Source organism: Ruegeria sp. CDSB086 (assembly GCF_059611065.1).
This window is the reverse complement of sequence record NZ_JBXWOV010000003.1, coordinates 57975-82705: the sequence shown is the minus strand read 5'-3', so window position 1 is coordinate 82705 and position 24731 is coordinate 57975. Positions and strand designations below refer to the sequence as shown.

Genomic DNA, 24731 nt, shown 5'->3' with positions numbered 1-24731 from the left:
CGTGCCATCACGCCATCATCTCTTTCGTGGCCGTCAGGTTCAGTTCGGGGTAGTCGCGGACGACCCGGTCGATGTCCCACTGCAGGCGCGTCAGATAAACGATATCGCCGTCATGATCATGGGCGATGTGCTGCTTGTTGGCTTCGACGAACTTCTCGACTTCGGCCTTGCCGCCGCTGACCCAGCGGGCCGAGGTGAATTGCGACGCCTCAAAGCGCACGGGCAGGCCGTATTCCATCTCAATCCGGCTGGCGAGTACTTCGAATTGCAACGCGCCGACGACGCCGACGATAAAGCCCGATCCGATCGAAGGTTTGAACACCTTCGCGGCACCTTCCTCGGCAAATTGCATCAGAGCCTTTTCCAGATGCTTGGCCTTCATTGGATCGCCGGGGCGCACGGTTTGCAGCAGTTCCGGCGCGAAGGACGGGATGCCGGTCACCCGGATCGCTTCGCCTTCGGTCAGCGTGTCGCCGATGCGCAATTGCCCGTGGTTGGGGATGCCGATGATATCACCGGCCCAGGCCTCTTCGGCCAGTTCGCGGTCGGACGCCAGAAACAGCACAGGGTTCGAAATCGCCATCGGCTTTTTCGATCGCACGTGGGTCAGCTTCATACCACGCTTGAAATGGCCCGATGCCATGCGAACAAAGGCGACGCGGTCGCGGTGCTTTGGGTCCATATTTGCCTGAACCTTGAAGACAAAACCGGCGACCTTCTTTTCATCCGGTGCGATTTGACGCGGTTCGGCAGATTGGATTTGCGGCTGCGGGCCATAAGCGCCGATGCCCTCCATCAGTTCCTTGACACCGAACGAGTTGATCGCCGAACCGAACCAGATCGGGGTCATATGCCCCTCAAGCACCGCCTGCGGGTCCATGGCGGGCAGCAGCTCCCGCGCCATCTCGACCTCTTCTAGGAACTTCTCCAGCAGGTGCTCGGGTACGTGTTCCGCGAGCTTGGGGTCATCAAGACCGTTGATCTCGATGCTTTCGGCCACTTTGTTACGGTCGGCGCGGTCCATCAGCTCCAACCGGTCGCGCAGCATGTCGTAGCAGCCGATGAAATCGCGGCCGACGCCGATGGGCCACGCGGCAGGCGTGACGTCAATGGCCAGCATTTCCTGAATTTCGTCGATGATCTCGAACGTATCGCGGCTTTCGCGGTCCATCTTGTTACAGAAGGTCAGGATCGGCAGATCACGCAGGCGACAGACCTCGAACAGTTTCTGCGTCTGGCTTTCCACACCTTTCGCGCCGTCGATGACCATCACGGCGGCGTCCACAGCGGTCAGCGTGCGATAGGTGTCTTCAGAGAAATCACTGTGGCCGGGCGTATCCACCAGATTGAACCTGAAGGTGTCATAGTCAAAAGACATCGCCGATGCGGAAACCGAGATGCCGCGATCCTTCTCCATCTGCATGAAGTCCGAACGGGTGCGCCGGGCTTCGCCCTTGGCGCGCACCTGACCGGCCATCTGAATAGCGCCCCCGTACAACAGGAACTTTTCAGTCAGCGTCGTTTTGCCCGCATCCGGGTGCGAGATGATGGCGAATGTCCGGCGCCGGGCGATCTCGGGCGGCAAAACGGGTTGGTTCGAGGCGGTATCAAGCATGAACGCGCGTATATGCGGGGAATTCTGCCGAGGCAAGACAAAGGGGGTGTTCAGAATCGCCTGACGATGGCAAAAAGAACATATAGTGAACAAATGATGGAGAGGTGTGATGAATTTAAAAGAAATCGCAAACGAACTGGTCGCTGGTTGCCGCGAGGGCCGGGCAAAAGCAAATTTAGATAAGCTCTATGCAGAAAACGCCGTTTCTGTCGAAGCTGTGGATTACTCGGGTATGGGGCGCGAAGTCGCCGGGCGCGACGCGATCCGCGGCAAACACGAATGGTGGGAAGGCGCACATGATGTAACCGAAGCTTCGGTAAGTGACCCATTTGTGCATGGTGAGGACCGCTTTGCTGTAATTTTCGAAGTGAAGGGTTCTGTGCTGGAAAGCGGTGACAGCTTTGATATGCGTGAAGTCGCCATTTACCACGTGGCGGACGGCAAGATCGTGCGCGAAGAGTTCTTTTACTAACGTGTTTTGGTTTCTGGTCTTCCCTGAAAGGCTGGTGCTAGATGTGCGGCAAAGACAGGGAGGATCAGATGGATCTTGGGATCAAAGGTAAACGTGCGTTGGTTTGTGCCAGTAGCAAAGGTTTGGGTCTGGGTTGTGCCGAGGCATTGGCCGCGGCGGGTGTTGATCTGGTGATGAACGCGCGTGGGACCGAGGCTTTGGAGGCATCGGCTGACCGCATTCGCGCAGAGCATGGCGTACAGGTTCAGACTATCGCCTGCGATGTGACTTCGGCGGAGGGGCAGGCGCAGGTAATCGAAGCCGCGCAGGGTGTTGATATTCTTGTGACAAATGCCGGAGGCCCGCCCCCGGGTTTGTGGTCGGACTGGGATCGCGATGATTTCGTCAAAGCGCTGGATTCCAACATGCTGACGCCAATTGCGTTCATGAAGGCTTTGTTGCCTGGGATGATGGACAAAGGCTGGGGCCGGGTGGTGAATATCACCTCGCAATCTGTGCGCGCACCGATCCCTGCGCTGGGTCTGTCGAATGCAGCCCGCACCGGACTGACAGGTTATGTTGCCGGAACTGCGCGTCAGGTTGCACCAAAAGGTGTGACGATCAACAACTTGCTGCCGGGCATTCACGCCACTGACCGGGCGGACTCATTGGATGGTGGTGTCGCGGCGCAAAAAGGAATTTCGATGGACGAGGCGCGCGCTGAACGCGCGGCAACCATCCCGGCGCGCCGGTATGGAACGCGTGAAGAGTTTGGCGCAGCCTGTGCGTTCCTGTGTTCGCAGAATGCCGGTTTCATTGTCGGGCAGAACATACTGCTGGACGGTGGCGCCACCAATCTGACGATGTGATCATGGCTCAAAACTTCTCACTTAAAGATCAACTGTTTAATGTCGAAAAGACCCGCTATTTGGCGGGGCTTTTCGCGGGCGCGGACCCGTCCTTTGATGCCGAGGCGTTTGAGGCGCAGGTCATGTCGCGTCTGCTGGATCTGGAGCTGAAAGAGAGGATGGCCTGGATCGCCGAATGTCTGCAACAGGCGGTGCCGGGCGACTTGCCTCAGATCGCACCTACGCTGCTGCGCGCCTTGCCGCCGCCTTTGGATCCCGGCAAAACCGATGATGATTTTGGTGATTTCATCTTTGCTCCGCTGGGTGACTGGGTTGTTGCCGTGGGGCTGGATCATCCGAGGCAGTCATTGGATGTGCTTGAGGAACTGACCCAAAGATTTTCAATGGAATGGGCCATACGGCCATTCCTCAATACCCATCAGGAACAGGTGCTGGTGCGGATGAAGGAATGGTGCGCGCATGACAGCTATCACGTTCGTCGGCTGGTCAGCGAAGGCACAAGACCGCGTTTGCCTTGGGGGCAGGCGGTGGGGCTGGACCTGACCGATCCGCTGCCTTTACTGGATCGGCTGCATGCCGATGGGACGCGATATGTCACGCGGTCGGTGGCCAACCACCTGAACGACATCACCAAAAAAGACCCCGATCTGGTTTTGGACCGGTTGCAGGATTGGGGTAGGAACGGGCGGCAGGATCAGGCTGAGATGGACTGGATGACCTCGCACACCTTGCGCGGGCTTGTGAAAGCAGGCCATCCGCGCGCCATGAAAATGTTGGGCTTTGACCCGGATGCGAAGGTTTCGGCCGATGTCACCATCAAGGGTGATGCCAGGATTGGCGGCGCGCTGGAATTCGATGTAATGCTGAGTGGAAATGGCGACCAACCTGTTTTGGTGGATTACATTGTTCATTTTCAAAGGCCTGGTGGTAAAACCTCAGCTAAAGTGCACAAGCTGAAACAGTCCACTTTGGCAGATGGTGCTCTTACCCTGACCAAAAAGCACAAGCTTAAAGGTGATGCGACCACGTTCAAACTGATCCCCGGTGCGCATCGGCTTGAGATACAGGTGAACGGCAAACTGCGCGCGGGTGTTGATTTCGAACTGTTGGCATAACCCCTACACGCCCTCACGCTTTCGTCAGATTCTAAAGGCCCGGATTGCGCCAAGCCCCGCGCTGCATTAGCTGCTATGCAGCCATCAGACAGAAGGATAGCCGCGATGAAGCATGAGGCAGTGCAGAATTACTATGGCGAGGTCCTGCAGGGCAGCTCGGACTTACAGACAAACGCGTGTTGTACGCCCGATGACATGCCGGATCATGTCAAAAAGATCCTGTCGAAAATTCATGACGAAGTTCTGACGCGCTACTATGGCTGCGGTCTGATCGCTCCGCACGACCTTGAGGGGATGAGCATTCTGGATCTCGGCTGTGGTGCGGGACGTGATGTTTATGCCCTGTCTGCCATGGTAGGTGAAAAGGGACGCGTTGTCGGCGTGGACATGACGCAGGAGCAACTGGATATCGCGCGCGCGCATCAGGATTATCACGCGCAGACCTTTGGGCATTCTGCCAGCAATGTGGAATTCCACCATGGCTATATCGAAAAGCTGGATGAGCTTGACCTAGAACCCGGATCTTTTGACATCATCGTCTCGAACTGCGTGATCAATCTGGCCACCGATAAAGAGGCTGTTTTGCGTGGTGCGCATCGGTTGCTGAAAGACGGGGGCGAGATGTATTTCTCGGACGTCTACGCCGACCGCCGAGTGCCTAAAGAGATGGCCGAGGATGACGTTTTGTACGGTGAATGCCTGTCCGGCGCGTTGTATTGGAACGATTTCCTGTCGATGTCGCGTAAGGCAGGCTTTGGTGATCCGCGCCGGGTCACGCATCGTCCGCTGACTATTGAAAACGCGGTTCTGGAAGAACGCGTCGCGCCTCTTAAATTCCTGTCTGCCACCTACCGTCTCTTCAAGTTGCCCGAGTTGGAGCGAGACTGTGAGGATTATGGCCAGGCCGTGATCTACAAAGGCACCATCCCGAACGCCCCGCATCTGTTCGAACTGGATGATCACCACGCGATCGAGGTAGGCAAGGTCTTTCCTGTCTGCGGCAACACGTGGATGATGTTGAAAGATACGCGTTTCGCGCGGCATTTTGAGTTCATCGGTGATTTCTCGACCCACTACGGGATATTCGAAGGCTGCGGTGGTGAAAGCCCGTTTGAAGCCACGGGCGAGGCCCCATCCGGCGGCTGTTGCTGATCTCTTGCACCTGAGGGGCGGGGTTGTTATCCCCGCCTAAGCCCGATGGAATTGATCGGGAAAGGCAACGGGGCCCATCGGTGACAGAAAACGCTACTCCTCCTCGACTGGAAATCCGAAATCTGATCGCCCGGTATGAAGGGCGGGTTGTTGTGGATGACGTCTCGCTGACGGTGCGGGCGGGGCAGGTGACCTGTCTGTTGGGGCCTTCGGGCTGCGGCAAGTCGACAACCCTGCGCATGATCGCCGGGGTCGAGATGCAGGAATCCGGTGAAATCTATGTCGATGGCAAGTTGATCTGTGACACGGTGTTTCGTGTGCCGCCCGAACGGCGTGAAATAGGGCTGATGTTTCAGGATTTTGCCCTGTTTCCGCATCTCAGCGTTGCCGACAATGTGGCCTTTGGCCTGAAGGGGCATAGGGACGAAAAGCGCGCCCGCGTCGAAGCGCTGCTGCGCAAAGTCGACCTGATGCGTTTCGTCGATGACTACCCGCATCATCTGTCAGGTGGCGAGCAGCAACGTGTGGCACTGGCCCGCGCATTGGCCCCGCGTCCGCGGATCATGCTGATGGATGAACCTTTCTCGGGCCTCGACAACCGGTTGCGGGACGGCATTCGCGATGAAACGCTTGCGATCCTCAAGGAAGAGGACGCCGCAGTTGTTCTAGTCACGCATGAGCCGGAAGAAGCGATGCGCATGGCGGATGAAATCGCCCTGATGCGGCGGGGTAAAGTCGTGCAACAAGGCGCGCCCTACAACGTCTTTACCCGCCCGGCGGACAAGGCGGCGGTGGCGTTTTTTAGTGATATCAATGTTTTGCAATCCAAAGTGAATGGAGCCTTGGCCGAAACGCCATTCGGGCAATTTCTGGCACCCGGCGTTCCGGACAATACAGATGTCGAAATCGTATTCCGCCCTCAGCACGTGCGGCTGGACTTTGACCGTAACGGCAAGGGGCCGCTGCCGACACCGACCGACGGCGTTGCCGCGCGGGGCGTAGTCGAGCGGGCACGGTTTTTGGGCAACGAAAGCCTTGTTGAATTTCGGATGGACCATGACGGCTCGATCCTGAGGGCGACGGTGCCCAATGTCTTTGTTCCCAGTCCGGGACGGGTCATGTGGCTGACCATCCGACGTGACAGGTGTTTCGTTTTCCCGGTTTAGGCTGGAAAGCCACAGTTTAGCGCCAAGTGGTGCGCGAAAGCATCAGATTGGACGCGCGCTTTGCTTGCCGCGACGCGGGGGCGGGTCTATCAAGGGCAAAACGCCGGGTGGATGGGGCTTATGCGTATACTTCTGACCAATGATGACGGGATCAATGCCCCAGGGCTGATCGCACTTGAGGCGATTGCCGCCGATCTGGCAGGCCCGGATGGCGAGGTTTGGGTCGTGGCACCCGCATTCGAACAATCGGGTGTCGGCCACTGCATCAGCTATACCCACCCGATGATGGTCGCCAAGCTGGGCGAACGCCGCTATGCCGCCGAAGGCTCACCCGCTGACTGTGTGTTGGCCGGGCTGCACGACGTCATGAAAGACACGCCGCCCGATCTGGTGTTGTCCGGTGTGAACCGCGGCAACAACTCGGCCGAGAACACGCTGTATTCCGGCACGGTGGGTGGGGCGATGGAAGCCGCACTGCAGGGTATTCCTGCAATTGCCTTGTCGCAGTATTTCGGGCCGCGCAACCTGGGTCTGGATGATCCTTTTGAGGCTGCAACGCGTTACGGGGCCGACCTTGTGCGGCGAATACTGAAAGCAACGCCTGAAGAGCAGGGCGATTACCGCCTGTTTTACAACGTGAATTTCCCACCCGTGCCGGCGGATGAGGTTCTGGGGACGCGCATCGCGCCGCAGGGTTTTCGCCGGGATACCAATTTCTCGGTTGAACCGCACAGCTCGCCCTCGGGTCGGCGGTTCCTGTGGATCAAGGGCGGCTATCAGCACAATCTGACAGCACCCGGAACCGATGCGGCGGTAAATCTTGGGGGCTACATCTCGGTCACACCGATGCGTGCGGACCTGACGGCCCATGACGTTCTGGAACAACTGAAGTCGATCGAATGAGCGGACTTGATCCAGAAACAACCATGCAGTTCCTCTTTGCCCTGCGGTCGCGCGGAGTAACGGATGCGCGCGTTCTCGCTGCGATGGAACAGGTCGATCGGGGCCGTTTCGTCAAGGGTCTGTTCGCCGAGCGCGCTTATGAGGATACGCCGTTGCCGATTGCCTGCGGTCAGACGATCAGCCAGCCTTCGGTAGTGGGGTTGATGACGCAGGCGCTGGATGTGCGCCCTCGTGACACGGTGCTGGAGGTTGGTACAGGCTCGGGCTATCAGGCCGCGGTTCTGTCCAAGCTGGCGCGCCGGGTCTATACGGTCGAACGTCATAAACGTCTGGTGCGCGAAACCGGCGAGCTGTTTCGAGAATTGGGAATGACCAATGTGACGGCGATGCTGTCGGATGGGTCGTTCGGTTTGTCGGAACAAGCCCCGTTTGATCGTATCATTGTGACGGCCGCTGCCGAGGACCCGCCCGGGCCGCTCTTGGCGCAGCTCAAAATCGGCGGTATCATGGTTTTGCCGGTGGGACAGTCGGATGCGGTTCAGACCCTGATCCGGGTCAGACGCACCGAGACCGGCCTGGACTATGATGAATTGTTGCCCGTTCGGTTCGTGCCCCTGCTAGAAGGGCTTGGCAAAGACGGAGCGTAAGGAAATATTTCGCGATAAGCGCTGGAACCCCGGACAACAGGGGCAGGCGGTGAGGACAGTAAAATGAGAGCAGTTTCCAAATCAGCAGTCGCAGCAGGTGTTGCGTCTTTGGCGTTCCTCGCGGGATGCGAGGGCCCCATAGATTATGATCTGCGCGGCAATGTCGGTGGTTTTTCCACGGCCGATGCGGCGCAGGCGGCCACCGCGAACCGGCCTGCTCCGGATGCGCGTGGCGTGATCACCTATCCCAATTATCAAGTGGCCGTTGCGCGCCGGGGCGACACGGTTGGCGATATCGCTGCCCGGGTCGGATTACCGGCAGCGGAAGTCGCGCGTTTTAACGGATTGCAAGCTGCGGATCAGCTGCGTGATGGCGAAGTGGTCGCCTTGCCGCGTACCGTCAGCGCGGCCAGTTCTGTCGATATCGCGACAATTGCAGGCACCGCGATTGACGCAGCTCCGGCGGATGGGTCAGTGCGCACATCGACGCTTGAACCGGCGCAACCAGCCGCCGCGCCTGCACCAGCCCCTGCGCCGGCGGGACCCGAACCCATTCGCCACAAGGTCAAGCGCGGCGAAACCGCGTATACGATCGCGCGCCTGTATAACGTGCCGGTTGATGCCTTGGCCGAGTGGAACGGGCTGGGGTCTGACTTTACCGTGCGCGAAGGACAGTTTCTGCTGATTCCCATCAAGAACCAGGCAGCACCCCGTCAGGAAGCTGCCGTTGCAACCGTTCCTGCGACCACGATCACCCAACCGGGGCAGGGCTCGCCCACGCCGACCCCGCCCAGTGCGACGCAACCGCTGCCGGATGAAGATATCAAGCCGGCAGAACCCGCGCCAGACGTGACCGCCGAAGCACCCACAACGCAAAGCAATTCTGCGCTTGGCCTGCCGGTCACAGGAACGATCATCCGCACCTATAAAAAGGGCTCGAACGAAGGCATCGACATTGCGGCCTCGCCGGGTAGCCCGGTTAACGCTGCCGCTGCGGGTACTGTTGCCGCAATCACGGCGGACGCGGATCAAGTGCCGATCATTGTGGTAAAGCACAACAGCGATCTGTTGACCGTCTACGCGAATGTCGAGAACATCACTGTGAAAAAGGGTGCTCGTGTCAAGCGCGGCCAAAAGATCGCCTCCTTACGCGGCGGCGACAATGCCTACGTCCATTTCGAGGTGCGTAAAGGGTTCGAATCTGTCGATCCGGAACCCTATCTGCGGTGAGGGTTATGGCCCCGGGCGGGCTGTGCCTTCTGCCTGAGTATTCGAGTAAAGACGAGACCCGTCACGCGTGCGGATCATAATCGCTTAGGCGCTTGCCGGGCTCGTCTGCGAAGACCTCGGGCAGGGGCAAGATTGCTTCGATCAGGTCTATGCGAAAAACACGGAACCCCTGACGTAACTCGCACCACGCCGTCAGCGTCCAGACGCGCCCCCAGTATTCCATGTGCAGCGGGCGTATGACCCGATCAGTCAGAACGCCGTCGATCCGACGGTAAGACAGACGGAGTTTCTGGCGGGATTTGATGGCGGCACGGATAGGGGCCATGTGCGCCAGCCCACGGGCCGCATCGGCAAAGGGATAGACTGCAAATTTCCAACTGTCAGCCTCGGCCACGACCTGCGTGGGCAACACGGCGTCGATCTTGTCGGCCAGCGATGTGGCTGCGGCCTTGAGGTCGGGGTCTGCGGCTTCCGCCACGATGGCCATACCGAGGTTCAACGCCTCAAGCTCGGCAGGGGTCAGGTTCAGCGGGGGTAGGGTGATCTGCTCGCGCACCATGTAGCCTACGCCACGCTCGCCCTCGACCGGGACGCCCGAGGCAACCAGCGTATCCATGTCGCGATAGATGGTGCGAACCGACACCTCAAGCCGGTCCGCGATGTCCTGCGCACGGTGAAGTTTACCGTCGCGCAGGATCTGGATGATATCGAACAGCCGGTCAGAGCGGCGCATGGGATGTTCTGCTTGTCATGACGCTCCGATGGTCCAGTGGATTGCGTCGTGGCGCATGGTGACCGTGTCCGGCGCGATTGCAGCCATCACCGCGGGGGCGAAGTTCTGTTTGGTGAAGGCTGCGGCGGCGGATTGAGCGCAATCCATGTCTGCCCAGATGACGGTGTCGGTCCAAAGCCCGTCATCCCCTGCGCTGAGGCGCCGAAAGACAAAGCCATCTGCGTTCCGAACAAAGGATTCGGTGCCTTTCATGATGTTCACGAAATCCTCCTTTGTTACATCGGCCGCGAGTTTGAAGGTTACGGTTTCTGCGATTTGTGTCACGTCATGCTCCTGATTTGATGAGACAGGGCCGTTGTACGTGTTTACAACTGACATAAACCTGTCAGTTGAGAAATGCGAGTCCTCAAAAATCGCGTGATCCGTTCATTTTTGGGCACAGAACCGGGTCGACACGCTTTTGCGAGGGACCGCCCGCGCGTAAACACGGTGCCAGATCACATTCCCGGCGCGCTTGCGCCGACTTCAAAGGAGAAGAGACATGCTTAACAATATCGGACTTCCCGGTCTTCTGCTGATTGCCGTTGTGGTGCTGGTGCTGTTTGGCCGCGGCAAAATCAGCTCGCTTATGGGCGAAGTGGGCAAAGGCATCACCTCGTTCAAGAAGGGCGTCAAAGAAGGTGCGGACGAGCTGGAGCAGGACGCGTCCGAGGTGGCCAAAGACGTCACGCCCGAGACAGACAAAGACAAGGTCTAAGCGCAGATGTTTGATCTGGGCTGGACCGAGCTTCTGGTCATCGGCGTTGTTGCCCTGATCGTTGTGGGGCCAAAGGACCTGCCAGTGTTGTTCCGCAATGTCGGCCGCTGGGTTGGCAAGGCCCGTGGCATGGCGCGCGAGTTCAGCAGCGCCATGAACGAGGCAGCGGATCAGGCGGGCGTGAACGAGATCAAGAAGGGTCTGAATGCGGCTACCAATCCTGTGAACACCGCCATGGACGGTGTCAAAGAGGCCGCACAGGAAATGGCCAAGAGCATGGACCCGACCAAGTTCGACCCCGACAGCGAAACCGGCAAGCTGGCTGCTGAACGTGCCGAGCAGGCCAAGAAGATTCAGGCCTCGACCGCACGTGCCGCTGCCGAGCGTAAGGCCAAAGAAGCTGCGGATGCGCTAGCCAAGGCTGAAGAGGCCGAAGCCGCGCTGAATACTGAAAGCAAGACATGAGCAATACCGACGAGATCGAAGACAGCTCGGCCCCATTGATCGAGCATCTGGCAGAACTGCGCACGCGGTTGATTCACTGCGTCGTGGCGTTCCTGATCGGGATGATAATCTGTTTCACGGTCGCTACGCCGCTGTTTAACTTCCTGACGAATCCCTTGTGTCAGGTACTTGCTGATCGCGGACAGGATTGTGGGCTGATCTTCATCTCACCGCAGGAAGGTTTCTTCGTCGCCATCAAGGTTTCGCTGCTGGGCGGCTTCATACTGGCATTCCCCTATATCGGGATGCAGATGTGGCGGTTCGTGGCACCAGGCCTTTACCGGACAGAAAAGAATGCGTTCCTGCCGTTCATGCTGGCGTCGCCGTTCATGTTCCTGCTGGGGGCAAGCTTTGCGTTTTACGTGGTCACGCCGCTGGCTTACGACTTTTTCCTGGGCTTCCAGCAGTTCGGAGCGGAAGGCGAGGCGGTGGTTGACGGCACCGCCACAGCCCCGCTGAGCGTGGTCTTCCAGGGCTCGGCACAGGAATACCTGAACCTGACGATCAAGTTCATCGTGGCCTTTGGCCTGTGTTTCCAGCTACCGGTTCTATTGACCCTGATGGGCAAAGCCGGGTTGGTAACTGCCGAAGGTCTGGGGGGCGTGCGTAAATACGCTGTGGTTGCCATTCTGGTTCTGGCAGCGCTGGTGACACCGCCTGACGTGATCACGCAGGTCATCCTGTTCGTGGTCGTCTATGGGCTGTACGAGGTTTCGATCTTCCTGGTCGCACGTGTTGAGAAGAAGCGCGAGGAACAACTGCGCGCCGATGGATACTATGACGACGAAGAAGAAGCGGATGAAGAGATCATTCAGGAAGAAGAAGGCAAGTAATCCTGATGATCGGTAACAATCAGGCGCGCCCGTTGGGGCGCGCCTTTTTTGTGCGCGGCTCTTGTTGCGCCCGGCGGAACATGGTTTGAACCCCACAAGAACGACCGGAGGCGCCTATGAACGACCAAGCCCTGAACCGTATCGCTGACGCCTTGGAACGCATGGCACCGGCCCCATTGGCCGCGCCCGACTTCGAAGCTGCCCCGGCTTTTGTCTGGCAAGTCGAGCCGGACCGGCTGGAGCCGGTCAAACAGGTCAACCGTGTCGATCTGGATCTGCTGGTGGGTATCAACCGCTCACGCGATACGTTGCTGGACAACACGCGCCGCTTTGCGGCCGGGTACAAGGCCAACAACGCACTGTTGTGGGGCGCACGGGGCATGGGGAAATCCAGCCTCGTCAAAGCTGTCCACGGTACGTTGCAGGCGGAATTTCCGGACCTCAAACTGGTCGAACTCCAGCGTGAAGACATGGGCTCGGTCGCGCGTCTTCTCAACCATCTGCGCGCCGCTCCGCACCGGTTCATCCTGTTCTGTGATGACCTGTCGTTCAGCCACGATGACCAGCATTACAAGTCGCTCAAGGCGGTGCTGGACGGAGGCATCGAGGGCCGCCCCGAAAACGTTGTTTTCTACGCGACGTCGAACCGCCGTCACCTGATGCCGCGGGACATGATTGAAAACGAACGCTCCAGCGCAATCAACCCGTCAGAGGCGGTAGAAGAAAAAGTCTCGCTCTCTGACAGGTTCGGCCTGTGGCTGGGTTTCCACCCCTGCGATCAGGATGAATACCTTGCGATGATCGACCGATATTGTGCGGCTCATGGTGTATCCGTCGACGCCGATATCCTGCGCGCCGAGGCCATCGAATGGCAAGCCACTCGGGGCGGACGCTCGGGTCGCGTGGCATGGCAGTTTTTTGTCGATCTGGCTGGGCGCAACGGCGTGCATATCGCCTGACCCGCCCGCTTCATCTGGCCAGAAATATCCCCGCCAGAGGCATGGCCAAAGGGCCATCCCTATAACAACGTAAGAATTCGCGCCGCCTCATCCGTCGGACTGGTCAAAAGATCGCGGTCTTCGCCGGGATGGAACCGAGCGCGCACTGCCGTGGGCATCGGTGCGGGTTCCACGATTGATACACGCGGACCTGTGCGTTCGGTCTCAACCGCCCAGCTGCGCGCCAGTGCCAGTTGTGCGGCTTTGGTTGCGCCATAGATGCCATAGAACTTCTCACCCGCTTTGGGATCGTCAAAAAACACCGCATGGCCGCTGTCGCCCAACAGGGGCGCGATATACGGGATCAGAACCGACGTGGCTGTTGCGTTGATGTTGACCGCCTTCGTCCATTCCTTGGGGTCCACGAAATGCACAGGCGTCAGGGCCGAGGTGTGGACTGCAGTGTGCATCCACAGATCAACTTTGCCCCATCGGTCATGAATGCCCCGGCACAGCGTCGCCATGGCGTTCGGATCCGCGATGTCCATCGGCGCAAGCGTGGCCGCACCACCTTTGGCTTTGATACGGTCATCCAGCTCTTCCAACCCACCAGTGGTGCGGGCGACGGCGACGATGTGATACTCGGGTGCCAAAGCTTCGGCCAGGGCAGCACCCAAACCGCGCGAGGCCCCGGTGATGAGGGCAATTTTGGTCTGATCGGTCATAAAGGCGGTTTGAACCCATGCGCGCAGGGCGTCAAGACAGATTAACTTCCGGGGATGACGATCCGCTTGGTCTGGCCGCTTTGTCGCAGCATGACGCCTTCGTCATCAATGGCTATCACAGTGCCCGAGGACACCCGACTGCCGGGTTTGACCTCTTTGACCCGACCTGACGACAAGCGTACCAACGCACGCATGTCCGCTTTTGGGCCAAAGATGCCCAGGACAGCGACTGCGTTCTTCTTCAACGCGCCCCTCTGTGTGGCCGCGCTTTTGACGTTGGCGTTTGACATGATTTCCGGCCCGGCCGCGTTGGCCTGACCCCTTGTTTTATGAGTGGTTCGGCAGATGCGCTATCAAACGAAGGACCGGAACTAAAGGGGCGGGGATTGCGCGATTGCGCGGCTGAATAGCTGCGCCGCCGAAGCCCCTGCAATTGCGGTTTCTTCATCGAAAAGTTGTGCGCGAAAACCAACCGATCAGGCGTGGCCCATACGTGAAAAGGCCCGCATCGCATTTGCGAAACGGGCCATCACCGATATCTGATTCGCGGGTGTGTTCTTAGCCGGACGCCAATTTGGCCGCATTCCAGGACCCGCCGGGTACCTGCATGTCCTGCTTCTTCTTGCTGACCCGGCTGCTGTTTTCGAGGCTGTCCAGATAGTCTTCGCTGACGCTGCCGGTAATGTAATTTCCGTCAAAGCACGAGCAATCGAAGGATTCGATATCCGGGTTGCCTTCCTTGGCGGACCAAATCAGGTCATCGAGGTCCTGATAGAACAGGGCGTCTGCGCCCAGCTCCTGCCGGATATCCTCAATGTTCTTACCGTTTGCGATCAACTCATGCTTGGTGGGCATGTCGATGCCATAAACGTTGGGGAATTTCACTGGTGGCGAGGCGCTGGCGATGAACACCTTCTTGGCCCCGGCTTCGCGGCACATCTGAACGATTTTTTTGATCGTGTTGCCGCGCACGATGGAATCGTCGATCAGCAAAACGTTGTGGCCTTTGAACTCCAACGGAACAGCGTTCAGCTTGCGGCGCACGGATTTCTGCCGCTCTTCCTGACCGGGCATGATGAATGTGCGGCCTACATAGCGGTTCTTGACCAGACCCTCACGGTAAGGAATGCCCGTTGCTTTCGCGACCTCAAGCGCCACAGGGCGCGCGCTGTCCGGCACAGGAATGATGCGGTCGATCTCAAGGCCCGCAGCCTCAATCTGGCGCGCCAACGTCTGGCCCATACGCATCTGGGTTTTGTAGACCGAAACACCATCCAACAGCGAATCCGGACGGGCCAGGTAGACGTATTCAAAGATACAGGGGGTAAGTCGGCCTTCAACCGCCTGGAACGTGTGCATGTTGCCGTCGAGGTCAATCAGGATGGCCTCACCCGGTTTCACATCGCGCAGCTTTTCAAAACCATTAATGCCGAATGCCACGTCTTCGGACGCAAAGGCATAGTCGTCGCCGTCCCCATCCACATCGCGCTTGGCAACCGACAGAGGGCGAATGCCGTAGGGATCGCGGAACGCCAGCATACCAACGCCGGCCACCAGACAGATCACCGAATAGGCACCCTGAACGCGTTCCATCGTCATCTTCACACCGGCAAAGATGTTGCGGATCGGTTCGGCGTTGCCATTGACCTTGATCGCGTCGGCCACTTTGTCCGCCAGAACATTCAGCATAATCTCGGAATCCGACGTGGTGCGCAGGTGGCGGCTGTATTTGGCGGTAACTTTCTCGCGCTGCTCGGCGGTGTTGGTGATGTTGCCGTTATGGACCAGATAGATGCCATAGGGCGCGTTGACGAAGAACGGCTGCGCCTCAGCCGCGCTAAGCGATCCGGCCGTAGGATAGCGCACATGCCCCATACCGACCTGTCCCAGCAGGGTCTCGGCGTCACTGGCGTTAAAGACGTCTTTGACCAACCCGTTGGCTTTCTTCTCACGGAAGAATTCGCCGGTATAGGTCACAATCCCCGAGGCATCCTGACCCCGGTGCTGCAACATCAGCAGCCCGTCATAGATTTCCGCAAAGACATCATGTGTCCTGCTTGCGATCCCTAAAATGCCACACATGTACGGGCTCCAATTTCCATGACGTGTTTATGTTGATTAGGTGTGCGGGTCGGACCGTCTGGACAGCGGTATCTGTACGCATTGTCGCCCGGCCGATTGGCGGCGCAAACACGCCAGCGTCGCAAGGGCAAGCGCGTAAGAAAACAGATACAGCAAGATCGGCAGCTCCGATTCCATGTCAGTTCGCCACTCACATAATGCCTAAGCGCGCCTGTGTCATCAAAGGATCACATTCGCGATTTGACGCATGCGGATTTTGTCAAAAACAACATGAAAAGGTGACAGGGACCGCAGGCATGTGGTGTCATGGTCGACATAGTGAGTTTTCGGCAATGATAAAGGTTCGATCGGATACCCGCCATGTGGCAGCACAAACAAGGAAACAAAAAAGAAGAACCGGTAAAGCGCCGGTGTCACCGATGCAGGGGTATGGGGCGGGCACCCTGTCAGATCTGTAACGGATCTGGAGAGGTTATCAAAAGTCGCGACATTCACGGAAAGCCGATATTCAATCGCTGCGACGGCTGTTTCGGTTTGAAGACGATCAGATGCACGGTTTGTGCAGGCGAAGGGTTCGTCTGAACTCGAAGATTTACTAAGCAAAAATAAACGGGTGTAGCTGCGAACCAGTGCCCTTTTTTTGTCGAAAAGATATCTCGAAAACTCTTCAGCTAATTGTTTTTGTACCGGGCTCTGACAAGCGGGTATCTGGTGGGTCTGGTCGGGCGCCCGGAATGGGACCGGATTAGACGTGATTTCCTTCCACAGTGCGCCATCAGCGTCAGTTTTTGGGGTTTTGGTGTCATTATGATACAATCCTAGCGTTGAGACTCTCTGGTAGCTCAACGGGAAAAGTAGTCATTACAATCTCGGATTTGTCGAAAAGGATGTGTTTCATGTCTTACGGGCTTTGTAATTTTCAACTCAAAAGTGTGCGTTCATTTCTGAGCGTGGCAGTCATTGCTGCAGGCTTTGGAGCCATGACGACGACAACAGCGTTTGCGCAGGTTTTCATGACTCAGGAAGAGCTTCTTGCCACAATACCTGGCGGCCAGTTGTCTGGCGTCTCTAACAATGACGGAAAGACGCCGTGGATTCAGGCATACAGCAAGGCAACAAGCAAGAAGAACGGCAAACTCAACGGGCTTTGGGACGGTAAGGACAAATACACGGGGGACTGGTTCGTCAAAGACGATCAGTGGTGTGAGAAAGGGAATTGGGGGCAAAAGTGCTGGAGCGTCGAACGCATCGGCGCAAACGAGTTTCGGATCTACGAAAACGGACAACCGAAAAAGAACACTTGGAAACTCAAGTAGAAGTGCGCTTTTAGGAGGGTTTTGATCGGAATGTGTGGGTTTTTTGAAGACCCGGCAAGACACCCAAGAAGTTCTTAATGACAACCGTTCAGTGAAAGATCTTCCAGACAATTACAAAAGCTCGGGCACAAACGAAGACGAGCCGCCGGCAATGCGGCGGCTCGTTTCAACAATTGCAGCATGGGTGGGACCCGTGCCAGGCATTTATTCCGTAGTCGTGGGGGCCGTCAGATCCTCGGCCGGTGCGGAACCTTCCGTGCAGCTGGCGACCAGTTCTTCATATTGGCGGGTGACCCAGCCAAGAGCCGCTTCGGGGTTCTGTTCTTCGATCTTGTCGCTGAACTGCTCGAACACCTTGGCCGAACGGCTTTCGTCAACGATCGTATAGGATTGACCCGTCATGACCGTGTCATAGACAAAGAACGCGATGGCAACCAACAGGATGCCGCGGGCGATGCCGAAGAAAAAGCCAAGTGCCTGATCCAGTCCGCCCAAAGCAGATCGCTGGACGATCGACGAAAACAAGGGCGTAAAGATGCTGACAATAATAAGTGCAACTGCAAACACTGCAGCAAAGCCCGTAATGACGGACAATTCGCAGCTGTCGCGCAGGAAATCCCCAACAACCGGAATCTCTTTGACCAGTGGCACCGCTTGGGGTGCGAAAATAAAGGCCAGCACTGCGGCTGCGACCCAGCCTGCGATGGCCAGAACCTCACGTAAGAAGCCGCGCGAATAGGCAAGAATGCCTGAAACGACGACGATCAGGGCAACGACCCCGTCAATTATTGTAAAACCTTCCATGGCCCTCGCCTGTTTTTTTTCTGCCCCTCAGGGGGCGACTTTAACCTGCTCCGAAGGTTTCGCCAACAAACCCAACCAAATCAGAGGGTCGGGTGAGTGTCAGACCTGCCACAGTACCGGTTTTGCCGCCCGCCGGAGCGATTGCCGATGTGAAACCAAGTTTTTGGGCTTCTTTCAACCTGTTTTCGGTCTGTGGGGCCGGTCTAAGTGCCCCAGATAACGAGATTTCTCCGAAAACAACGGTATCTGCGGGCAGGGCTGTGTCTTCTCGGGCACTCAGAAGGGCTGCGGCAACGGCCAAATCTGCGGCGGGTTCACCGATTTTCAATCCGCCTGCGACATTGAGGTACACATCGAGACCTGCAAAAGGGATGCCGCAGCGTGCTTCAAGCACGGCGAGGATCATTGCCAACCTTCCACTGTCCCAACCGACAACGGTCCGGCGTGGTTGTGAATGTGGAGACGGGGCCACAAGCGCTTGTAATTCAACCAAAACGGGGCGTGTGCCTTCGATCCCGGCAAATACGGCTGACCCAGGGCTGGGTGTGCCGCGCTCGGACAGAAACAAGGCCGATGGGTTGGTCACCTGTGCCAGGCCTTTGCCTGTCATTTCGAACACGCCAATCTCATCCGCAGGGCCAAAGCGGTTCTTGACCGCACGTAGGATGCGGAACTGATGGCCGCGCTCGCCTTCGAAGTAAAGAACGGTGTCGACCATATGTTCGACGACGCGAGGACCTGCAATTTGGCCTTCCTTGGTGACGTGGCCGACCATGATGATTGAAACACCGTGTCGTTTCGCAAACGTGGTCAATTCATGTGCTGCGGCCCGGACTTGTGACACCGAGCCCGGTGCGCTGTCCACATTGTCGGCCCACATGGTCTGAATCGAGTCGATGATGGCCAGACCGGGTTTCTCAGCCTCAAGCGTCGTCAGAATGTTCCGCAGGTTGGTTTCGGCGGCTAGTTGAACCGGTGCGTCTTCTAGACCCAGACGGCGCGCGCGCATGCGCACCTGAGCGCTGGCTTCTTCGCCAGACACGTAAATCGTCTTGACGCCAGCACGTGCAAACCGCGCTGCGGCCTGTAACAGCAACGTCGACTTGCCGATACCTGGATCGCCCCCAACCAGCAGGGCCGAGGCCGGGACCAGACCGCCACCCAAAACGCGGTCCAGTTCTTCTACGCCGCACAAGGTGCGCGGCGGCGGTGTTTCCTCGGTCGACAGGTCCGTGAGTGTAATGGACTGGCCACGTTTGCCGCCGAGGGATTTCTTTGCAGGGCCAGCCGAAAGAGGCACGTCTTGCGTGATTGTGTTCCATTCACCGCAGCCGTCGCACCGACCGGACCACCGGGAATGCGTTGCGCCGCAGGCCGAGCAGGAGAAAGTTGTCTTTGCCATTCGGCCTTGGTGCCCGAGCGCGGGCGGTTCTTCAAGCCCTAGCAGGGCTTTCATCTCTGCCGATGGCGCACCGCGTCCTCAGGCCCGATGGGCCATCGTTCCCGGCGGGCGCTGTCGCGCCTATTCGGCGGCGCGGGGCGGCGACATTGCTATGACGCTCGATTTCTTGGGATCGCGCTCGTCGACGGGCGATTGAAGCTGTGCCGACAATTCGGGCAGCAGTTCAAACAGTTCGTCCCGCAAACGCGCCAGCTGCGATTTGGCAATGGATTCTTCCATCTCGATATCGTGGGTCCATTGGCGCAGCTCATGCTGGATGACCTGCGCTTCTTCGATCCGCTTCTGAAACGTTTCGATCTCTTCCTGACGTTGCTGCAGGAACGTGCGGGCGCGGCTGACACGTGCATCGCCATAGGTTTCTGCCAGCTCTTGGCTGATATGGCTCATCTGTGCGGCCAGCTCCAGGATTTCGGGTTCGAGCGATTGCAGGTCTGGGTGGTGGCGTAGGAAGGCCATTCTTTCCTTGACCGCGTCAAACTCAGACGACAGCAGGAACGTTTCGCCGCGATCTGCAGTATGGGCCAGGTGGTAGGCCTGAGCAACGTCGTGCATGTTTAGCGAGAACTTACGATGAGACCTCTCAAGGGCCATCATCCGGGCATTTGCAGGCAGATAGAACGCCAGCATGAGAATCAGCACCGTCAGACCAATCTGGACATACATACCTGCGTCCACAGCCGGAGCTGTGCCAAAACCGGCCTGCATGGATAGCCAGGGGAAAACCCCCAAAGCGGACAAAAGACACGCACCGACCGAGAAAAAGGCTGCGATGCAAATGAGGAAAAAAGTCAATCTTAAAAAGGCATTCTGAAATTGCAATGTGATGTTGTGGAGGGCGGTCATCTTAGACGAACTCCTTTTGAAACCGGAACACACCAGCCCAAAGCGGGAAACATCTAACACACACAGAATGATCCGCTCAGGACCGAAACTACAAAAATTTTCTGCTCGAAATATAAAGATGATACTCAGATAAGCGTTTTCAATCAATTACGTCTGAGGATTTCGTGATCTGCGTGTCATTTCGGTAATGTGGCCCAATGCGAGCGAGGCCAGAATGCACGCCGTAAACAGGTAAAGACCCCACGCGGTTTCGATGGTGGCGTAAGAGATTCCCTTGGCCAGCGTGATGTAAAGCGCGATGAGGAAAATGTCCGCCATGGCCAGTTTCCCGAGGATGTTGAGTGCGGGTTGGACGCGCGGGTCCAGCATGTTCCATTGGATCAGGGCGGTACCGATTGTTTTGATATAGGGCGCAAACAGAGCGAAGATGGTGACGATCAGTGCCAGAAATACGTTCGATTTCCATAAGGATTGCAGGCCGGTGATGACGCTGATCTCGCTGAGGCCGAAGATCGGCAGGAACCCTGCGCGCATCAGCGGGGCGAACCACGCGATGGGGTAGAGGATCAGGAGGGAGAGGGTGGCGAGGCGGAGAGTCATGTGTGCTGCCCTTCGGGAGGACGGAAATTAACGTGCAAAACGTGCGCCTTGATCACATGGAGCAAGACTTGTTGACGCATACTGCTGGTCATTTGTGTCCTCTTCTCAGCAATCGGCTGAGTTTCAATGCAGCCTACACAAGATCTTTTCCAGGCCGTAAGTAATAATTTGTACCCGAACCTCTCGAGCCGTTAACGTGTCGTTAGGGTACCGAGTAGCAAATCTCTCGAGAGTATTGGGTTCGCTGAAGTAGTTGTAGTTCAACGCTGCTAGTTGGATTGAGAAGTGCAAATAGGTCTTCTCAGACAAACCCAAATCGCTGTAGTGATTTTGAGCACTTTGAGGGATGTCTAAGCTAATTCCAGCCCAAACGAATACATCCCGCTCAAACTCCTCTCGATCAAAAGCCTTGTCGCAAGCAACGTACAGAGCGTGAAGGTCGTGTCCCAATCGTTTGAGCTTTTCTTTTCGAAAACCAAGTTCTTTGGACAAGGTTGCTTTGAGAGCCAGTTCAGTGGCAAGGCCTAGCGTGTTGTAGACCGGGCCAACCGCAAAAGCATCCGGTTGATCAGATGGGTTGCTCACCGAGGTCAAGATATGGACTGCACGCAAGTATTGATGCGCAAAAAGTGATAGGGAGCGCCAGTAGTCCACTTTTACCGCACGGCCTCAATCGGCCCTTCTGCGCTCCCACTGATGAACTGCGCGACATAGGGATCGCCCGAAGCATCCATCTGGCTGACCGGGCCGGTCCATTGGATGACGCCTCCGTGCAGCATGGCCACGTTGTCGGCGATCGCGCGGACCGAGCTCATGTCGTGCGTGATGGTCATCGCGGTGGCGCCCATCTCGGTCACGATCTCGCGGATCAGGTCGTTGATGACGCCGGACATGATCGGGTCAAGGCCGGTGGTGGGCTCGTCAAAGAAAATGATCTCGGGCTCGGCGGCGATGGCGCGCGCGAGGCCCACGCGCTTCTGCATGCCACCCGACAGTTCGGACGGAAAGCGGTCTGCCACGTCGGATTTCAGGCCCACGCGGCGCAGTTTCTCAATGGCGATCTCACGCGCGTACTCGGCTGGGCGTTTCAACGGACCGCGCAGCAGGCGGAATGAAACGTTCTGCCAGACGGGCAGGGAATCGAACAGAGCCGCCCCCTGAAACAGCATTCCGAAGCGGGCCAGAAATTTATCACGATCGCCCTTGGCCGCGTCTTTGCCGTTCACGTAGATCATACCGCTGTCGGGCTTGATCAGGCCCAGAATGCACTTCAGAGCCACGGACTTGCCGGTGCCTGAACCACCGATGATGACCATCGAGGTGCCCTTGGGGATCTCAAGGCTCATGCTCTGCAGAACCTGATTGTCGCCAAAGGCTTTTGCTACGTTCTCCATCCTGATCATACCGAGAAGAACACCCCTGTGAGAATGAAGTTGGCAGCGAGGATCATGATCGCGGCGGATTCGACCGATGACTTGGTCGCTCGGCCAACGCCTTGCGCACCCCGGCCCGAGTTCATGCCGTAATAACAGCCCATGATGGCTGCGATCAGGCCGAAGGCTGCGCCTTTAACCAGCGATGACACGATGTCTTTGGTTTCAAGGAAATTGACCGTGTTTTGCAGGTACGTGGCCGCGTTGAAACCCAGATTTTGGGTCGCAACCACATAGCCACCTGCGATGCCGATGACATCACCGATCCCGACCAGTAAGGGCACGGTGATGAGTGCGGCCAGAACCCGCGGCGCCGTCAGGTATTTCATCGGGTGGGTCGACAGGGTGACCAGCGCGTCAATCTGCTCGGTCACTTTCATCGTAGCGATTTCTGCTGCAATGGATGAGGTCACGCGCGCGGCGATCATCAGACCAACCAGCACCGGCCCAAGTTCGCGCACCATGCCGATGGCAACGATCTGGGGTACCACGGCCTCGGCGTTGAAACGCGCGCCGCCCGCATAGATTTGCAAGGCCAGCGCACCACCAGTGAAGATTGCGGTCAGGCCAACAACCGGCAGCGACAGCCAGCCCACATTCATCAGGGCAACGGCAAACTCGCGCGGATAATAGGGCGGCCGAAAGATGTGCGAGATCGCGTCCAGCGCGAAAATTCCCACCTTGCCAAAGTTGGCAAGCATGGACAGGACAGCACGGCCCAGCCCACCCAGCACGGCCAAAGGGTTCATTCGACGTATCCCCGGGAAAAACGCGTGCCCAGCGACGTCAGGATTTCATATCCGATGGTGCCGGCGGCTTCGGCCAGGTCGTCGACTGTTTGATGTCCGTTCAGAATGCGCAGGCGTTCGGGATCTTCGGGCAGATCGGTGACGTCTACCGTGATCAGATCCATCGAGATGCGTCCGACAACAGGGCAAGGCTGGCTGCCGGAAAACGCGTCGATCCCACCGCCGATGGCGCGGTGCAAACCGTCTGCGTAACCAGCGGCAACGGTCGCAATGCGAGAGGGGCGGCGCGCGATCCAGCTGTTGCCGTATCCGACCGATTCACCGACCTCGACCGGGCGAACTTGGATCACCGGCAGGTCAACCGTCACCACCGGTTTAGCTTCGGCAAAAGGCATGCCGCCGTACAGGCCGACGCCGGGGCGGCAGAAATCAAAGTGGAATTCGGGTCCAAGAAACGTACCGCCTGTGGCCGCCAGCGACCTTGGTGATGCGGTGCCATCAGTCATCTCGCGGAAGGTCTTTAGTTGCTGGCGATTCATTGGATGATCGGGTTCGTCCGAACAGGCCAGGTGCGACATCATTACGACGGGGTTCAGTGCCTCGGCCTTTGGGCGCAGTTCAGCCCAGTCAGCAGATTCCAGACCCAGGCGGTTCATGCCGCTGTCCAGCTGAATACCAAAGGGATGATCTGGAAGCGCCTGTTGATGGCGCATGAATTGCTCGGGCGCATTGATCAGCGGCGTCAGATCGTGATCGCGCAGTAGATCGGTGTCACCTTCCATATGACCCGAGAATACAGCGATCATCGGTCCGGGGCCGATGGCCTTACGCACGGCAACCCCTTCTTCGGCAACTGCAACAAAGAATTTGCGAACGCCTTCCTCTGCCAGGGTCGCGGACACAGGCTCGGCACCCAGGCCGTAGGCGTCAGCTTTGACCACGGCGCCGGTCTCGACATCCGTTTTTGCATCGAGCGCGCGCCAGTTGCTGGCCAGCGCCTGAAGATTAATCGTCAAACGTGCGGTACTCATGGAACCGTTCATGACATTGGATCACGGCAGGTCAAGGGGGTAGACGGCTATAAATGCAAACTTGTCCGCGTTCATGGGCAACTATTGGCCAACGGTGCAAGGCATTGGCGTAAAAACATGTTCGGCTCGCCTCTGCATCGCCATTGTATCCGTCCTATGTTCAACCGGGTGCATCGGCGTGTAATCGTTGAACCAGATACAGACCCACGGACGATTGGAGAGAGTTCACCATGAAATTCACGACAGGGAAAGATGAATGGGAGGCCGCGCTGCCCGGCTTGTTCAGGAGGGTGTTCACGGCTTCGGAAAGCGATGAAGAAGGGACCGCGATCGGCGCGTTGGTTTCGGATCTGTTGGCCACAACGCCTGACGGCGATTTGAGTGCAGCCATTGCCCATGATGGCCCCCAAGTGCTGGGTTGCATCCTGTTTTCGCGGCTGCGCTTTGACCAAGATCCGCGACAGGTGTTCCTGATGTCGCCGGTTGCCGTGCGTACGGATCGCCAGAAAGCGGGGATAGGGCAGCGACTGATCGCGTTTGGGTTGGACGAGCTGCGCCGTGACAAAGTGGATTTTGTGGTGACTTACGGCGATCCGAACTACTACGGCAAAACCGGGTTTTTGCCGATTTCAGAAAAAGTCGCCCAAGCTCCTTTGCCGTTAAGCCATCCGCACGGGTGGTTGGGGCAATCGTTGACAGGGGCTGAGATGGCGCCGTTCAAGGGGCCATCTCAATGTGTCAGTGCATTCAACAAACCCGAGCTGTGGTGAGGA

Annotated in this window: 30 protein-coding genes; 14 read left to right on the top strand and 16 right to left on the bottom strand. The window is 57.8% G+C overall.

Going from position 1 to position 24731, the window contains the following annotated elements; all coding sequences use genetic code 11:
* Positions 1 to 7: 7 nt before the first annotated feature.
* A complete protein-coding gene (locus AC2FIO_RS07205) occupies positions 8 to 1615 on the bottom strand; it encodes a peptide chain release factor 3 (protein WP_058271831.1) in 1608 nt (535 codons plus the stop codon).
* Between the two features lie 109 nt (positions 1616 to 1724).
* On the opposite strand from AC2FIO_RS07205, the gene AC2FIO_RS07200 reads away from it, so the two are divergent.
* The 8 genes from AC2FIO_RS07200 (at position 1725) to AC2FIO_RS07165 (ending at position 9148) form a co-directional block, all read left to right on the top strand.
* Complete coding sequence (locus AC2FIO_RS07200) at positions 1725 to 2087, top strand: SnoaL-like domain-containing protein (RefSeq protein ID WP_496696615.1); 363 nt, start codon at positions 1725 to 1727, stop codon at positions 2085 to 2087.
* A gap of 68 nt (positions 2088 to 2155) precedes the next feature.
* Positions 2156 to 2935: an SDR family oxidoreductase gene (locus AC2FIO_RS07195; RefSeq protein ID WP_496696613.1), complete on the top strand. Its 780-nt coding sequence runs from the start codon at positions 2156 to 2158 to the stop codon at positions 2933 to 2935.
* 2 nt (positions 2936 to 2937) lie between these two features.
* A complete protein-coding gene (locus AC2FIO_RS07190) occupies positions 2938 to 4050 on the top strand; it encodes a YhaZ family DNA alkylation repair protein (protein ID WP_496696611.1) in 1113 nt (370 codons plus the stop codon).
* A 105-nt stretch (positions 4051 to 4155) separates the two neighbouring features.
* A complete protein-coding gene (locus AC2FIO_RS07185) occupies positions 4156 to 5202 on the top strand; it encodes a methyltransferase domain-containing protein (RefSeq protein ID WP_496696609.1) in 1047 nt (348 codons plus the stop codon).
* An 80-nt stretch (positions 5203 to 5282) separates the two neighbouring features.
* On the top strand, positions 5283 to 6368 hold the full coding sequence (locus tag AC2FIO_RS07180; RefSeq protein WP_234998988.1) for an ABC transporter ATP-binding protein: 1086 nt from the start codon (positions 5283 to 5285) through the stop codon (positions 6366 to 6368).
* Between the two features lie 120 nt (positions 6369 to 6488).
* A complete protein-coding gene (gene surE, locus AC2FIO_RS07175; protein WP_496696607.1) occupies positions 6489 to 7271 on the top strand; it encodes a 5'/3'-nucleotidase SurE in 783 nt (260 codons plus the stop codon).
* A complete protein-coding gene (locus tag AC2FIO_RS07170; RefSeq protein WP_058271826.1) occupies positions 7268 to 7918 on the top strand; it encodes a protein-L-isoaspartate(D-aspartate) O-methyltransferase in 651 nt (216 codons plus the stop codon). Before surE ends, AC2FIO_RS07170 begins: the two co-directional genes overlap by 4 nt.
* Positions 7919 to 7981: 63 nt before the next feature.
* Positions 7982 to 9148, top strand: coding sequence for a peptidoglycan DD-metalloendopeptidase family protein (locus AC2FIO_RS07165; protein WP_496696605.1), 1167 nt, complete (start codon positions 7982 to 7984; stop codon positions 9146 to 9148).
* 61 nt (positions 9149 to 9209) lie between these two features.
* Here the strand turns inward: AC2FIO_RS07165 and AC2FIO_RS07160 are convergent, their stop codons facing one another.
* Both AC2FIO_RS07160 and AC2FIO_RS07155 read right to left on the bottom strand, forming a co-directional pair.
* Positions 9210 to 9881, bottom strand: a complete 672-nt coding sequence (locus AC2FIO_RS07160) for a helix-turn-helix transcriptional regulator (RefSeq protein ID WP_496696604.1) — start codon at positions 9879 to 9881, stop codon at positions 9210 to 9212.
* 15 nt (positions 9882 to 9896) lie between these two features.
* On the bottom strand, positions 9897 to 10205 hold the full coding sequence (locus AC2FIO_RS07155; protein ID WP_496696603.1) for a hypothetical protein: 309 nt from the start codon (positions 10203 to 10205) through the stop codon (positions 9897 to 9899).
* Between the two features lie 217 nt (positions 10206 to 10422).
* Here AC2FIO_RS07155 and AC2FIO_RS07150 point away from each other — a divergent pair, with 217 nt between their 5' ends.
* The 4 genes from AC2FIO_RS07150 (at position 10423) to AC2FIO_RS07135 (ending at position 12934) form a co-directional block, all read left to right on the top strand.
* Positions 10423 to 10638 carry a twin-arginine translocase TatA/TatE family subunit gene (locus tag AC2FIO_RS07150; RefSeq protein WP_058271822.1) on the top strand — a complete coding sequence of 72 codons (216 nt, stop codon included), beginning with the start codon at positions 10423 to 10425 and terminating at the stop codon, positions 10636 to 10638.
* A gap of 6 nt (positions 10639 to 10644) precedes the next feature.
* Positions 10645 to 11103, top strand: coding sequence for a Sec-independent protein translocase protein TatB (tatB, locus tag AC2FIO_RS07145; protein WP_058271821.1), 459 nt, complete (start codon positions 10645 to 10647; stop codon positions 11101 to 11103).
* Complete coding sequence (tatC, locus tag AC2FIO_RS07140; RefSeq protein ID WP_282118280.1) at positions 11100 to 11975, top strand: twin-arginine translocase subunit TatC; 876 nt, start codon at positions 11100 to 11102, stop codon at positions 11973 to 11975. Before tatB ends, tatC begins: the two co-directional genes overlap by 4 nt.
* A 116-nt stretch (positions 11976 to 12091) precedes the next feature.
* Positions 12092 to 12934 (top strand): ATP-binding protein, encoded by an 843-nt coding sequence (locus AC2FIO_RS07135; RefSeq protein WP_058278109.1) that lies wholly within the window; start codon positions 12092 to 12094, stop codon positions 12932 to 12934.
* Positions 12935 to 12993: 59 nt separating this feature from the next.
* Here the strand turns inward: AC2FIO_RS07135 and AC2FIO_RS07130 are convergent, their stop codons facing one another.
* The 5 genes from AC2FIO_RS07130 to AC2FIO_RS07110 all read right to left on the bottom strand — a co-directional run bounded on the left by AC2FIO_RS07130 (position 12994) and on the right by AC2FIO_RS07110 (position 16536).
* Entirely contained in the window at positions 12994 to 13638 is a 645-nt protein-coding gene (locus AC2FIO_RS07130; protein ID WP_496696602.1) for an SDR family NAD(P)-dependent oxidoreductase, read from the bottom strand.
* 41 nt (positions 13639 to 13679) lie between these two features.
* Complete coding sequence (locus AC2FIO_RS07125; RefSeq protein ID WP_496696600.1) at positions 13680 to 13928, bottom strand: hypothetical protein; 249 nt, start codon at positions 13926 to 13928, stop codon at positions 13680 to 13682.
* A gap of 268 nt (positions 13929 to 14196) precedes the next feature.
* Entirely contained in the window at positions 14197 to 15720 is a 1524-nt protein-coding gene (gene purF / locus AC2FIO_RS07120) for an amidophosphoribosyltransferase (protein WP_496696598.1), read from the bottom strand.
* A gap of 36 nt (positions 15721 to 15756) precedes the next feature.
* Entirely contained in the window at positions 15757 to 15897 is a 141-nt protein-coding gene (locus tag AC2FIO_RS07115) for a hypothetical protein (RefSeq protein WP_186437362.1), read from the bottom strand.
* A gap of 42 nt (positions 15898 to 15939) precedes the next feature.
* Positions 15940 to 16536 (bottom strand): hypothetical protein, encoded by a 597-nt coding sequence (locus tag AC2FIO_RS07110; RefSeq protein ID WP_496696596.1) that lies wholly within the window; start codon positions 16534 to 16536, stop codon positions 15940 to 15942.
* Between the two features lie 164 nt (positions 16537 to 16700).
* Between AC2FIO_RS07110 and AC2FIO_RS07105 the strand changes: the two genes are divergently transcribed.
* A complete protein-coding gene (locus AC2FIO_RS07105; RefSeq protein WP_233493437.1) occupies positions 16701 to 17036 on the top strand; it encodes a hypothetical protein in 336 nt (111 codons plus the stop codon).
* A 204-nt stretch (positions 17037 to 17240) separates the two neighbouring features.
* On the opposite strand, the gene AC2FIO_RS07100 is transcribed toward AC2FIO_RS07105, so the two are convergent.
* The 8 genes from AC2FIO_RS07100 to alr all read right to left on the bottom strand — a co-directional run bounded on the left by AC2FIO_RS07100 (position 17241) and on the right by alr (position 23958).
* Entirely contained in the window at positions 17241 to 17840 is a 600-nt protein-coding gene (locus AC2FIO_RS07100) for a CvpA family protein (RefSeq protein ID WP_496696593.1), read from the bottom strand.
* A 40-nt stretch (positions 17841 to 17880) separates the two neighbouring features.
* Entirely contained in the window at positions 17881 to 19242 is a 1362-nt protein-coding gene (gene radA / locus AC2FIO_RS07095; RefSeq protein WP_058278214.1) for a DNA repair protein RadA, read from the bottom strand.
* A gap of 120 nt (positions 19243 to 19362) precedes the next feature.
* Positions 19363 to 20094 (bottom strand): DNA repair protein, encoded by a 732-nt coding sequence (locus AC2FIO_RS07090; protein ID WP_496696591.1) that lies wholly within the window; start codon positions 20092 to 20094, stop codon positions 19363 to 19365.
* Between the two features lie 198 nt (positions 20095 to 20292).
* Positions 20293 to 20745 carry a paraquat-inducible protein A gene (locus tag AC2FIO_RS07085; RefSeq protein WP_496696589.1) on the bottom strand — a complete coding sequence of 151 codons (453 nt, stop codon included), beginning with the start codon at positions 20743 to 20745 and terminating at the stop codon, positions 20293 to 20295.
* A 123-nt stretch (positions 20746 to 20868) separates the two neighbouring features.
* On the bottom strand, positions 20869 to 21399 hold the full coding sequence (locus tag AC2FIO_RS07080) for a hypothetical protein (protein ID WP_496696587.1): 531 nt from the start codon (positions 21397 to 21399) through the stop codon (positions 20869 to 20871).
* A gap of 2 nt (positions 21400 to 21401) precedes the next feature.
* Entirely contained in the window at positions 21402 to 22148 is a 747-nt protein-coding gene (locus AC2FIO_RS07075) for an ABC transporter ATP-binding protein (protein WP_496696586.1), read from the bottom strand.
* Complete coding sequence (locus AC2FIO_RS07070; protein ID WP_058271809.1) at positions 22145 to 22927, bottom strand: MlaE family ABC transporter permease; 783 nt, start codon at positions 22925 to 22927, stop codon at positions 22145 to 22147. The genes AC2FIO_RS07075 and AC2FIO_RS07070 overlap by 4 nt, the downstream gene beginning before the upstream one ends.
* The gene (gene alr / locus AC2FIO_RS07065; protein ID WP_496696584.1) at positions 22924 to 23958 is read right to left on the bottom strand and encodes an alanine racemase; all 1035 of its coding nucleotides are present in this window, start codon (positions 23956 to 23958) and stop codon (positions 22924 to 22926) included. Before alr ends, AC2FIO_RS07070 begins: the two co-directional genes overlap by 4 nt.
* A 230-nt stretch (positions 23959 to 24188) precedes the next feature.
* Here alr and AC2FIO_RS07060 point away from each other — a divergent pair, with 230 nt between their 5' ends.
* On the top strand, positions 24189 to 24728 hold the full coding sequence (locus AC2FIO_RS07060) for a GNAT family N-acetyltransferase (protein WP_496696582.1): 540 nt from the start codon (positions 24189 to 24191) through the stop codon (positions 24726 to 24728).
* The last annotated feature ends 3 nt before the right edge of the window (positions 24729 to 24731 follow it).